The organism is Rothia sp. CCM 9416, assembly GCF_048513535.1.
GTDB lineage: Bacteria > Actinomycetota > Actinomycetes > Actinomycetales > Micrococcaceae > Rothia.
In genome coordinates, this window is sequence record NZ_JBLXXR010000035.1 from 1 (window position 1) to 11709 (window position 11709).

Below are 11709 nucleotides of genomic sequence, written 5' to 3' on the forward strand. Positions count from 1 at the left end.
GTAACCAGTGAGCGCACCCAAACCGGTCGATGTGCCCCGCTCCCGCCGTTTCACCGAGTTCGTGCTGACGGCTCTTGCAGTTTTGCTCTGCCCTGCTGCCATGTACCTGGTTGATGCAGAAGCGGTGCTGGCCAATCGTATGTGGCTTCAGGCGCTTATTATCCAGGGTATTGGTGCCCTGATACTGCACACTGTGATGTACATTCGGGCTCGCTATGCTGACCCCTTTATCCTGCCTATTGCGGTTGCTCTCAACGGCCTGGGGTTAGCCATGATTTACCGCATTGACCTCACTACCCCGGCGAATGCTGGCTCAACTCAGCTCATGTGGACCGGCCTGGCCATGGTAGTTTCTGCCATCGTCCTGTTTTTCCTGCGGGACCATAGGGTACTCCGCAAGGTCACCTATATCTCTCTCACGGTATCTTTGGTCTTGCTCATCCTTCCCTTGCTGCCACTTATTGGAACCGAGATTAACGGCGCCCGTATTTGGATCTCGGTCGGTGGGCGTACCTTCCAGCCCGGCGAAATCGCTAAAATTACGCTGGCTATATTCTTCGCCGGTTATCTCTCAGCCCACCGGGATCTCATCATGCTGGCGGGTAAGAAGATTGGGCCAGTGCGCCTACCCCGCTTCAAAGATATGGCACCCATGATGATAGCCTGGCTTGTTTCTTTGGGTGTTCTGGTCTTCCAGCGTGATTTGGGTTCCGCTATCCTCTTCTTCGGCATCTTCTTGGCTATGCTCTTCCTAGCCACCGGACGCCTAACCTGGGTTGCGCTGGGGTTGCTCTTCGTAGCGGCAGGTGGCTTCCTAGCCTATACCTACATCTCCCACGTCTACTACCGAATTAACTCCTGGGTTCATGCCTTTGACCCCGAGATTTATAACCAGCCGCTGGGCGGTTCCGGGCAGATCGTCCAGGGCCTGTTCGGGCTGGCCTCGGGTGGCCTCTTTGGGCGGGGCTGGGGCAATGGGCGCCCTGATCTGGTCTCCTATTCCAACTCAGACATGATTATCACAGCGTTGGGTGAGGAGCTGGGTCTCCTGGGTCTGGGCGCTATTCTCATGCTTTTCTTGTTGCTGGTCTCTCGCGGCTTTCGCGCAGCCTTGGGAACGCGTGATGCTTTCGGTAAGCTGCTGGCCTCTGGTTTCTCAGCACTCATCGTTATTCAGCTTTTTGTCGTCATCGGCGGTGTGACCCGCCTGATTCCGCTGACCGGCCTGACGACACCTTTCATGTCAGCCGGCGGCTCCTCCCTTCTCTCTAACTGGGTTATTGTCGCTATTTTGCTAGCTATTTCCCATACTGCTCGCGCCCCCCATGTGGTCGAGGCCTTCGACGAAGCAGATAGCATCAACTACGACGGTCGTGAAGCTGAAGGGGCTACCGCCGTCATATCTCGTATCTCTGAAAGCAACCGGGCAGGAGGTTCTCGCGGTGAATAAAGCAATCCGTAGGGCCTGGATAGCCGCCTCGTGTGTCTTTGTACTTCTCTTAGGCACTTTGACCTACATCCAGTTCTTTGACGCCAAGAGTTTGCAGGCCAACGCCTGGAACTCCCGTACCCTCTACGAAAGTTACGGCTCGCAGCGTGGTTCTATCGTGGTGAACGGTGTCGATATCGCTTCATCGGTTGAGTCGAATGATGGCTACGCTTTCCAGCGTACCTACTCTGCCCCTGAGCTTTACGCCGGAATCACTGGGTACTATTCCTCGATCTATGGGGCGACCGGCCTTGAATCAGCAATGAACGAGCAGCTCTCAGGTAACTCCGATGCCCAGTTCTACGATCGTCTAGCCCAGATGTTTACCGGGGGATCTTCCCAGGGGGCAAGTGTTGAGCTTACTATCGACCCGGAACTTCAGCAGTTGGCCTATACCCTCTTGGACGGTCATAAAGGTGCAATCGTGGCTCTGAACCCCAAGACCGGTGAAATTCTGGCTATGGTGTCAACTCCCTCCTATGACCCCAATGCTCTTTCCTCCCATAATTCTGAGTCGGTGCTGGCCCAGTACGCGACCTTAAATGAGGACTCCAACCACCCGCTCTATAACCGAGCTATTGCCGGTGATACCTACGCGCCCGGTTCTACCTTCAAAATTATTGATGCTGTAGCCGCCCTGGAGTCGGGTAAATACGATGCAAATTCTGTGATTGATAACCCCCAGAACCTCACCCTGCCCAATACCAACGTCACTCTGCCTAACTATGTAGGTGGTCAGTGCTCAACCCAAACCACTGCCACTATAGAGTGGGCGTTAGCACAGTCCTGCAACACTCCTTTTGCGCAGATTGCTATGGACCTGGGTGAGGATACAATCGCGCAGACAGCTAAGAACTTTGGGTACGGCCAAGACCTACGGATTCCCTTGCCTGTTTCCCAGTCTGTCTTCCCCACCAACATGGAGAAAAGCCAGCTAGCACAGGCGGCAATTGGACAGTACGATGTGAAGACCACCCCTTTGCAGGTTGCCATGATGAGTGCCGCGATTGCTAATGACGGTGTGCAAATGAAACCTAACCTGATTCGGTCGGTTAAATCCCACAACCTGAGTTCGCTCTACGAGTTCTCCGCTGAGGAGCTAAAAAGATCGACTTCAGCGGATGTCGCCAACCAGGTTACCGATTGGATGGTTAACGATATTGATAACGGTATCGCCTCGGCGGCTTCCGTGAACGGTGTCAAGGTTGCGGGTAAAACGGGAACTGCTGAGATCGGTGATAGCGGCTTAAATAATTCCTGGTTCACGGGTTTCGCGCCGGCGGACGACCCGCAGGTCGCTATCGCGGTAGTCTATGAAGGTGTAGACGTCACAATAGGGGCGCAGCTTGCTGCTCCCGCAGGTAAACAACTTTTTGAGGCGGTGTTAAAGAAGTGAGGCCTTCGGTAGATGTGACTCTCGGTGGTCGCTACACCCTGACTGAGCGTATCGCTATTGGCGGTATGGGCGAGGTCTGGAAGGCGCGCGATAAGGTTCTAGGCCGCACCGTCGCCGTTAAAATTCTGAAAGAGGAATATACTGGCGATCCCGGTTTCCTAGAGCGGTTCCGTGCCGAGGCGCGCCACACCGCCCTGCTCAATCACCCCGGTGTCGCTAACGTCTTTGACTACGGCGAAGAAGACGGCTCTGCCTACCTGGTCATGGAACTGGTGCCGGGCGAACCGCTTTCTAACATTATTGAGCGCGATAAGCAGCTCCCGGCTGACCGTATCCTCAACATCATGGCGCAGACTGCCCGCGCTCTGGCCGCAGCCCACGCGCAGGGCTTGGTTCACCGTGACGTCAAACCGGGCAACCTGATTATCACCCCCGATGAGCGTGTTAAGGTTACCGACTTCGGTATTGCCCGACTGGCTGATCAGGTACCTCTGACCGCAACCGGCCAGGTTATGGGCACCGCCCAGTACCTCGCTCCTGAGCAGGCTACCGGCCAGCAGGCTACGCAGTCTTCCGATATGTACTCCCTGGGTATTATCGGCTACGAGTGCTTGGCGGGCCGTCGCCCCTTTACTGGCGAGTCACAGATTGCTATTGCTCTTGCCCAGGTAAACGATCCTCCGCCACCGCTACCGCAGGACGTACCTGCACCAGCGGCAGCACTGATTATGTGCCTGCTCTCTAAGGACCCTGCCGACCGCCCTGAAACCGCCACCGCTCTGGCCTCAGCCATTGATGCGATTAGACGGCGGGATATTCCTGCGGCTGTTAAGGCTGTACCGCCCCTAGGGCATTTCCTCCCTCAGGGTGCTGATACTCAAGCAACACAGGTGATGACTGCACCCACGAGTGTCACCTCCGCGGCGGCACGGTTTGGTTCTGGTGTCCGCTATGAGCCTGAGCCCACAACGGCCCGTGTTCCCAGTGCCGCCCCCCTGCCACCCGGTGGCTACCCGCCGCGGGCTGTGGAGCAGAAGAAAAAGAACCCCTGGGGTTGGGTCTCCTTGGTTTTGGCCTTACTGCTCATTGCGGGCGTTGTCTGGTTTGTGGTCTTTAACAACAGCCAGCCTCAGGTGACCGATACCCCCAAGCCAACGGCGTCGGGAACGGTGTCTACGGTAAGCGCTTCGCCTACCCCCGGTACCGAAACAACGACTCAGCAAGACACCCGCGTTGAAATCACTTCTGCTGACTTTGAAGGCCGTGCCCTCGATGAGGTAGTCAACCAGCTGGCAGGAATGGGGTTCTCCACACGGACCACAGGTGTTACCTCCGACGCTGCGGTTGATACTGTACTCTCGGTATCACCAACCGGTAGTGTGAAAGTGGGCGAAACCATCACCGTTCAGTACTCTACAGGGCCCAAATCTGTGACCCTACCCAGTAATCTGGAGGGTACAAACTCGGAAGATGCAATCGCGGCGATTACCACCCTGGGTGTCAATGTTCAGATTCACTTTGAAGAGAGCAGTAGCGCCCAGGAAGGTACCGTGCTGCGCACTTCCCCCACCTCAAGCTCACGCGTTGAGGTCGGCAGCAGTGTTGATGTCTATGTGGCTAAGGCCCCGGCCAGCACCACAGCTTCCCCGAGCGCTTCAACCAGCGCCCCGTCAGATAATAACGATTCCGGGTCAGACTCATCGAGTGACACCGGAACCGGCAACTAGATTCCACCGGAAATGATAGGTGACTACATGGACCAGCAGGTTCCTGAAACTATCGATCAGCGTTACGAGGTTGGGGCCGTTATCGGCTCCGGCGCAATGGCAACTGTCTACGAAGCGGTTGATACTCGTCTGGGTCGAAAGGTTGCGCTGAAGGTTCTGCGGACTGAGCACGCTCAGGACGCTATTTTCCGTGCTCGCTTCCAGCGTGAAGCGGAGGCTGTTGCAGCTCTCAACCATCGCTCCATTGTGGCCGTGTACGATACCGGGGCTTTTGATATCCAGTCAGGAAGTAGCCAAGTATCAGTTCCTTTTATGGTGATGGAGCTTGTTCAGGGTACAACCCTGCATGAGGCAATCTCAAACGGTGACGTTGATCAGGCCCTGGCTCTTGCTTACGGTGTGCAGATTCTGGAGGCTTTGGAGTACAGCCACAGCGCCGGAATTATCCACCGCGATATCAAGCCAGCTAATGTGATGATTCTTCCGCAGACCGATGAGGATAAGCAGCTTGGGGAGCCCTCCCAGATCAAGGTGATGGACTTCGGTATCGCTCGCGCGGCTGAAGAGGCCAGTGACGCGATTACTAAGGCTAACACCGTCATGGGTACAGCACGTTATATCTCTCCTGAGCAGGCTCGCGGCCAGACAGCTGACGCCCGTAGCGATGTCTATTCTGCCGCCTGTGTGGTCTATGAGATGCTTGCAGGCTGCTCACCCTTTGATGCTCCCACGAATGTCGAGCTGGCGGGTAAGCACCTGAGTGAAGCCCCTCAGCCTCCCAGTACCTATGCTGCAGAAATTTCGCCAGCTTTGGATCGGGTTGTTCTCAAGGGCCTGAGCAAGAATCCAGCGGACCGCTACCAGAGCGCCGCAGAATTTGCTGAAGCTCTCAAGTCAACCGATGGGGCAACCGTTCCGTTTGATGTCCAGGACCCCACCGAGGCTACCGCCGCTTTTAGTGCCGCTGGCCTGGGCACTACCCTTGCGAGCGCGGCTGCTCTGCCTGATCATAAGCGTGAGACGGAGGAAGCCGGTCTTGGCAGCTTCTTTGACTCAGCGCAAGAAGAGTTCACCGATGAGGAGCTGTACGGGTACGGCTACGGCGAGGATGCCCTTAAGGCGCGTAAGAAGCGTCGTAGGAGTGCGTGGGGTAAGGCTCTTACCACTCTGCTAATTATCTTCCTTGCGGCCTTTGGTGTGGGCTCTGTGCTCTACTACCAGGCTGAGCTCAATAAGGTTCCTACGCATGTGATCCCGGCTGTTCAGGGCCAGACCAAGGAGGAAGCTGAGACTCAGCTTCGCAACCTCAACTATGTTCTTAAGTTTGAGGAGGAGCATTCTGACAGTATCCCCAAGGGTTCTGTTATTAAGACTTCTCCTGTGACCGGGCTTGAGGCTGAGGAAGGTACCGAGATTGTGGTTACGGTGTCTTCTGGTCCTTCGGTTCTGATGATTCCCGGTAATTTGGAGGGCCAGAGTGAGCAGTATGTCCGTGAGACTCTGACGGCCGCTGGCTTTGTTCCTGGCCGTACAACTACAGTCAATAGCCCGACTATTCCTGCTGGCATGGTTATTGGGGTTACTCCTGAGTCTGGCGCGCAGGCCGATGCTGGGTCAACCGTTGATATTATTCTGTCGAATGGCAAGGTAGAGGTTCCTAGCCTGGTTGGTTTGAGCAGGGATGCGGCTATTGCGGCTCTTACTTCTGCCGATACGCTTCTGAGCACCAACATTGAAACCGTCACGACGTCTGCTCAGCCTGCGGGTACCGTTGTGTCGCAGAGTGCGGCGCCTGGCACGCTGGTGGAGCAGGGCTCAACGATTACTATCCGTGTTGCAGTTGCTCCGGCACCTACGGTTGCGCCTGCGCCTACGGCTGCTGCAACTAGCCAGCCTGCTGCAACTACTCAGCCTGCTGCGTCACCGTCGCCTAGCTCTTCGAGTGCAGCTCCAAGGCCTGCGCCTAGCACTAGTAGTAGCAATAAGGACAAAGAGTAAGCCAGAGGGTCTATATCAGTAAGAAGCCTCCCTCCCCAGTTGCGGGGAGGGAGGCTTACTGATGATATGAGCTGGGTGTATTAGGCGTTGCCTTCGATAAGGGGTGAGAGGGCGGCTCCCTTGGCGGCGGCGCCTTCTAGTCCTACTTCTTCGAGCCAGTTACCCAGCATGAGGTAGCCGCCTTCCGTGAGCACGGATTCGGGGTGGAACTGGACACCGTGCATGGGTGCTTGCTTGTGGCGTAGGCCCATGATGATTCCCTTATCGGTACTGGAGGTAACCTCGAGTTCCTGCGGCAGGGTATCGGGTTCTACAGCCAGGGAGTGATAGCGGGTAGCGGTAAAGGAGCTGGGTAGGCCTTTGAAGACTGACTGGCCGGTGTGGACGAGTTGGGAGGTCTTGCCGTGCATTAGTTCGGGGGCGTGGCTGACAACTCCGCCGAAGGCTTCTGCGATCGCTTGATGCCCCAGACAGACCCCAAGGAGGGGTTTGTGTTCTTGGGCGGCCCAGGTGATGGTGTCGATGATGACTCCGGCATCTGCGGGGGCACCGGGCCCGGGCGAGATAAGTAGACCGTCGTGCTCTTGGGCGAGGGTGATGGTTTGTTCGAGGGTGAGCTCGTCGTTGCGGATGACGGTGGTTTCGGCACCGAGTTGCTGGATATAGCCGACCAGGGTGAAGACAAAACTGTCGTAGTTATCGATAACGAGGATTTTGGTCATGGTGCGCCCTTTCGTGATGCTGCCTTGATTCTATCGCAGGCAGGTTTTGGCCTGCCGGGGTGGGGGGGGGTTAGTTCCCTATGGTCACCTCGGTGCCGAAGGGGCTGTAATGAGCAAGGTAGGGGAAGACGTATTCCATGAGCCCGTAAACGGCCAAGCAGATGAGCGCGATGGCAGTGATGATACGGACCCAGAGGGGGCCGGGCAGGTGGCGGAAAATCCAGGCGTACATGGTGGTGTGTCTTTCGGGTCAGTTTTTAGGAGCCGGCAACAGAGGCGATTTCGGCGGGGGGTCCGGCCTGGTTGGGTTGCCAGCTGACGAATTCTGCGTGGACGATGTAGCGTTCGGTGCTGCCGTAGCGCGGGTGGCAGCTGGTGAGGGTGAGGAGGCGGCGGGTGGCTTCTTCGACGGGGGCTTCTAGCTGGTCTGGGTTGGGGGCTATAACCTCTACCTGGCTGGGGAGGACGATCTGTGACTGGTAGACCCGGTAGGTGTAGTAGCCTTCGGCGGTACGGATATAGATGTTGTCTCCGGTTTGGAGTTGGTCGATGTGGTCAAGAACAGCACCGTTGGTTTGCCGGTGCCCTGCGAGGGCGAAGTTTCCGTAGGCCCCGAGCGCCTGGCTTTCGGGGTAGTGCCCTAGTCCGAGAGTGTCGAGCACATCGCTGCCTACTCCCTCTGCCAGGGGGCGGGTATAGTCGGCACCCAGCCTAGGGATATAGACCACTCCGTAAGCTTGTCCATAGCTGGGAGATAGGGTGAGCGTCGGGTTTGCTGGGTCGTAGGCGGGTATTTCTGCTGTTTTGGCGGAGTCTGGTGTAGTGGTCGGGTTGAATTCTTGAATTAGCCCTTGGACGGTATCGCCCTGGATCCGGTTGGCGGCCAGGTTGGTCCACCAGAGTTGCCAGGCCACGAAGAGAAGCAAGATGAGTCCGAGGGTAATAAGGAGCTCACCCACGACCGAGAGTGTCAGTTGCAGCGGGGTACCTTGAGCTGCCGCTTGGGGGCGGGGTGACGTTTGGGGTGCTGACTTTGAAGTCAAGGTTGTACCTCGGCAGGTCGAAAGGGGTGTACCGTTACAATGTTAGAACTTTTTATGGTGCTAGAGCTAAAATCGTTGTGACCGTACTTTATTGTCAACTGCTGGGGCACCCCCTACTGGAGGAAATGTGGCTGAGTCTAAGTCAATCCGCGATGAGGATCTTGAAGAGGCGGAGCTTCGCCGCATCGCTGAGTCTATGTATAGCGATGAGGAGTTTCCCTCACCTACGCCGCTCTGGTACCGGGTGATTATGTTCTCCCTGATTATTCTGGGTGTGCTGTGGATTATCGTTTTCTATATCACCCAGTCTCTGTACCCTGTTCCGGGTATCGGCAACTGGAATATTGGTATCGGTATCGGGCTGATGATGATTGGCCTAATGATGACGACTCGCTGGCGTTAGGTTGAGCGTGGCTGATAAGAAACCTGAGGTCACGAATCCCGCTAATCTTGCCCCTGTTGACCCGAACGAGCCCTTAGATGAGCGCCCCGATATAAGGGCTGCTCGGTTTGAGACTAAGTTGCGGCGTTGGGCGCTCTTTGGCGTGGTAGCCGCTATCGCTCTTTATTTTGCCTGGCAGGCTGTAACCGGCTCTTAGCGCCTGGCTTAGAAAACAGGTTTAGAAGAACTCCGTTTCTGCCCTGAGAGGGCGGGGCGGAGTTTTTCTGTGCATACTAAAAAGGCCTGCTCTCCGCTACCTTACGGTAGCAGAGGGCAGGACCACATGACACACAGTGTTCTCGTCGACGCTCTTGCGCCGGGAGTCTTTAGGACTCGGGGGCGATGAAGGCGACATCCAGGTTGATGACCACCTTATCGGAAACAAGCACTCCGCCAGCTTCTACAGCGGCGTTCCAGGTAATACCGAAGTCCTTGCGGGAGATGGTGGTGGTTACCGAAGCACCAGCGCGGGTGGCACCGAAGGCGTCAACAACGGCACCGGTGAATTCGCCGGTGAAGGTGACAGGGCGGGTCTCACCCTTGATGGTGAGATTGCCAGCGATGGTGAGGTCTTGACCGTCAAGCTCAAAGGAAGTGGAGGTGAAGGTCATCTCGGGGTGGTTTTCTGCGTCGAAGAAGTCAGCGCCGCGCAGGTGGCCGTCGCGGTCTGCGTTACCGGTGCTAACGGAGTCCATGCCTACGGTAGCTTCTACGGTTGATTCTGCAATGTTTTCAGCGATGGTGAGCGCTGCTTCAACCTGGCTAAAGCTGCCACGCACCTTGGTGATACCTGCGTGGCGGACGGTGAAACCGACTTCTGAATGGGTTGCATCGTAGTTCCATGTGCCGGTAGTCAGTTCTGCCATGATTTTCTCCTTGTCTAGGTGTTTTCTTTCAACACCATTTACTTTACATGTAAAGTTTTAGGAATACAAAGCCACCGACTGCTTTAGACAGAAAATTTTTTACAGCAGCACTTCTACCTCAGAACACCCTCCCGAGAAGCCGCAGAATACACGCGCTCACCTAATCTCTCCAAGACAGGTGAACTAATCTTCCAGTGCTGCCAATAGAGGGGCACATCAACCGGCTCTGCAGCCAGCTCCACCAGCTCACCATTCTCCAGCTCACGAACACACTGAACCTCCGGAATGATCCCCCAGGCGATACCCGAAAGCACAGCTCTAACATAGTCCGGGGAGCTGGGCAGGTAGATAACAGGAGGGGTAAGTAATTCCTGCCGCCCCAATCCAAACCGGTCAAGGAGCAGTTCTTGCGCCGAAGCAAGGCCAAAATCCTTACGATCAAATTCCACAAGAGGGGCAAGGCCCAACTGTTCTACAGTAACTGCCGGGTAATCCGGGAAATGACGGTCAATATAGGCGCGCGAAGCCACTACCCGGTAGCGCAGCACCCCGAGCCGCTCGACGGCACACCCTGGGATGGGTTCCGGGTTGGAGGTAAGCGCTGCCATTACCTCACCAGAACGCAAGAGGGCAGATGAGTGATATTCAGCTTCCCGGCGAACGTCGCAAAAGATCCGGTCCTCGATAGCCAGCTCCCCCACCGCACTGAGAAACCAGGTAGCTAAAGAGTCTGCGTTGACAGCCACAGCTACGCTCTGGGAACCTTCAGCGCCACCGAGTTCACGCATCATTTCGGTATGCAGGAACTCGCTCTGGCGCGCCACCCGCAAAACGCTCTGGCCCGCCTCGGTAGCAACGACAGGGTTAGTTCGCTTGAGAAGGACTTTACCGGCGAGCTGTTCCATAGCTTTCACACGCTGTGAAATAGCAGAAGCACTGACCCCAAGAATGTCTGCGGCGGCCTCAAAGGTCCCATATTCAATGACGGTGACAAAGGTTTGTAGCTGGTCGGTAGTAAAACGTATCATAAGTAAATCTTATGCTATTTAATTTTCATTAGATGGCATTATTGGTTGAGGTCACCTACGATGGGTTGCGTGGTAGCAGCAAATTTTTTAGCACCCGTGCTTATGGGATTGGGGACGTCCCTCTCTCTCATTGTGGCTATTGGGGCGCAGAATGCCTATATCCTCAAGCAGGGTATTATTGGCCGTTTTATCTGGCCTATCGTCCTGTTCTGCATTTTCTCTGATGCCCTGCTCATTGGGCTGGGCGTTCTTGGTATCGGTGCCCTGGCTGATTCTGCCGTATGGGTTCTTGAAGTTCTACGCTGGGGCGGTGGGCTCTTCCTAGTTGTCTATGGCCTTTTCGCTGCTCGGCGGGCTCTATGCCCTTCTGTGCTGACAGTCACGAGCAAGGAATCAGGCCCGCAGACCCTGGCCAAGGCTCTGCTACTTGCTGCTGCCATGACCTACCTTAACCCTCACACCTACCTCGACACCATTGTATTTATCGGTGGTCTTGCGGCCCAGCAGGGAGATAGCCGCTGGTTCTTCTATGCCGGAGCTGTCGCGGGGAGCGTCCTTTGGTTCACCTTCTTAGCCTCCTGTAGCCGCTTTCTTCGCTCCGTCTTTGCTAACCCTAAGGCCTGGCGTGTACTCGATGCCGGTATTGCGGCACTCATGTTCTTCCTGGCCTACCAGATTATCTTTAGTGCGTGAAAATAGACATTCATGCTTGCCCTTTATGGGGGAACCAGAGGTTTCTAGCCTGCACCCTTGGTTACCGACTTTTCTACATTATGTGGCTCTTCTTCTGTTTCTAGGGGCGCAGAGAACCAGCAGTAGCCTTCAGAAGAAGTAACCCTTTGGGCGCAGAGTAGGCGGTGGAGGGAACTTTATGATCGGCCAGATGTGCGGTGTTTTACCTTATTTTTTGAGCAGGCAGGAATTTGGGGCATGAAAAAGCGAGGGAGTCTAGAGCGTTAGCTCTAGACTCCCTCGCTGAATAACCAGGGGTTATTATT

12 protein-coding genes are annotated in these 11709 nt (G+C 55.8%); 7 read left to right on the forward strand and 5 right to left on the reverse strand.

Annotated elements, in window-relative coordinates; all coding sequences use genetic code 11:
• The first annotated feature begins 7 nt into the window (after window positions 1-7).
• Genes ACN080_RS10115 through pknB form a run of 4 tightly spaced genes read left to right on the forward strand, consistent with a single transcriptional unit; the run spans window position 8 to window position 6610 of the window.
• On the forward strand, window positions 8-1450 hold the full coding sequence (locus ACN080_RS10115) for an FtsW/RodA/SpoVE family cell cycle protein (RefSeq protein ID WP_419112677.1): 1443 nt from the start codon (window positions 8-10) through the stop codon (window positions 1448-1450).
• Entirely contained in the window at window positions 1443-2885 is a 1443-nt protein-coding gene (locus ACN080_RS10120) for a peptidoglycan D,D-transpeptidase FtsI family protein (RefSeq protein WP_419113713.1), read from the forward strand. Before ACN080_RS10115 ends, ACN080_RS10120 begins: the two co-directional genes overlap by 8 nt.
• Window positions 2882-4612 (forward strand): protein kinase domain-containing protein, encoded by a 1731-nt coding sequence (locus ACN080_RS10125; protein WP_419100766.1) that lies wholly within the window; start codon window positions 2882-2884, stop codon window positions 4610-4612. The genes ACN080_RS10120 and ACN080_RS10125 overlap by 4 nt, the downstream gene beginning before the upstream one ends.
• 27 nt (window positions 4613-4639) lie before the next feature.
• Window positions 4640-6610, forward strand: a complete 1971-nt coding sequence (pknB, locus tag ACN080_RS10130; protein WP_419113714.1) for a Stk1 family PASTA domain-containing Ser/Thr kinase — start codon at window positions 4640-4642, stop codon at window positions 6608-6610.
• 80 nt (window positions 6611-6690) lie between these two features.
• Here the strand turns inward: pknB and ACN080_RS10135 are convergent, their stop codons facing one another.
• The 3 genes from ACN080_RS10135 to ACN080_RS10145 all read right to left on the reverse strand — a co-directional run bounded on the left by ACN080_RS10135 (window position 6691) and on the right by ACN080_RS10145 (window position 8375).
• Window positions 6691-7332, reverse strand: coding sequence for an aminodeoxychorismate/anthranilate synthase component II (locus ACN080_RS10135; RefSeq protein ID WP_419100764.1), 642 nt, complete (start codon window positions 7330-7332; stop codon window positions 6691-6693).
• 70 nt (window positions 7333-7402) lie between these two features.
• A complete protein-coding gene (locus ACN080_RS10140) occupies window positions 7403-7564 on the reverse strand; it encodes a hypothetical protein (protein WP_419100763.1) in 162 nt (53 codons plus the stop codon).
• A gap of 25 nt (window positions 7565-7589) precedes the next feature.
• Entirely contained in the window at window positions 7590-8375 is a 786-nt protein-coding gene (locus tag ACN080_RS10145) for a class E sortase (protein WP_419105003.1), read from the reverse strand.
• A gap of 127 nt (window positions 8376-8502) precedes the next feature.
• Here ACN080_RS10145 and ACN080_RS10150 point away from each other — a divergent pair, with 127 nt between their 5' ends.
• On the forward strand, window positions 8503-8778 hold the full coding sequence (locus tag ACN080_RS10150; protein ID WP_419100761.1) for a cell division protein CrgA: 276 nt from the start codon (window positions 8503-8505) through the stop codon (window positions 8776-8778).
• Window positions 8779-8785: 7 nt separating this feature from the next.
• Complete coding sequence (locus tag ACN080_RS10155) at window positions 8786-8974, forward strand: hypothetical protein (protein ID WP_419100760.1); 189 nt, start codon at window positions 8786-8788, stop codon at window positions 8972-8974.
• A gap of 169 nt (window positions 8975-9143) precedes the next feature.
• Here ACN080_RS10155 and ACN080_RS10160 read toward each other — a convergent pair whose 3' ends face one another.
• Window positions 9144-9683 (reverse strand): YceI family protein, encoded by a 540-nt coding sequence (locus ACN080_RS10160; protein ID WP_419113715.1) that lies wholly within the window; start codon window positions 9681-9683, stop codon window positions 9144-9146.
• A 113-nt stretch (window positions 9684-9796) separates the two neighbouring features.
• Window positions 9797-10711, reverse strand: a complete 915-nt coding sequence (locus tag ACN080_RS10165; protein ID WP_419113716.1) for a LysR family transcriptional regulator ArgP — start codon at window positions 10709-10711, stop codon at window positions 9797-9799.
• Between the two features lie 102 nt (window positions 10712-10813).
• On the opposite strand from ACN080_RS10165, the gene ACN080_RS10170 reads away from it, so the two are divergent.
• Entirely contained in the window at window positions 10814-11404 is a 591-nt protein-coding gene (locus tag ACN080_RS10170) for a LysE/ArgO family amino acid transporter (RefSeq protein WP_419113717.1), read from the forward strand.
• Window positions 11405-11709 lie beyond the last annotated feature (305 nt).

Coding starts and splice junctions, on each gene's coding strand:
- ACN080_RS10170 (WP_419113717.1), top strand. CDS start 10,814: ATGGGATTGGGGACGTCCCTCTCTCTCATTGTGGCTATTGGGGCGCAG.
- pknB (WP_419113714.1), top strand. CDS start 4,640: ATGGACCAGCAGGTTCCTGAAACTATCGATCAGCGTTACGAGGTTGGG.
- ACN080_RS10135 (WP_419100764.1), bottom strand. CDS start 7,332: ATGACCAAAATCCTCGTTATCGATAACTACGACAGTTTTGTCTTCACC.
- ACN080_RS10140 (WP_419100763.1), bottom strand. CDS start 7,564: ATGTACGCCTGGATTTTCCGCCACCTGCCCGGCCCCCTCTGGGTCCGT.
- ACN080_RS10165 (WP_419113716.1), bottom strand. CDS start 10,711: ATGATACGTTTTACTACCGACCAGCTACAAACCTTTGTCACCGTCATT.
- ACN080_RS10160 (WP_419113715.1), bottom strand. CDS start 9,683: ATGGCAGAACTGACTACCGGCACATGGAACTACGATGCAACCCATTCA.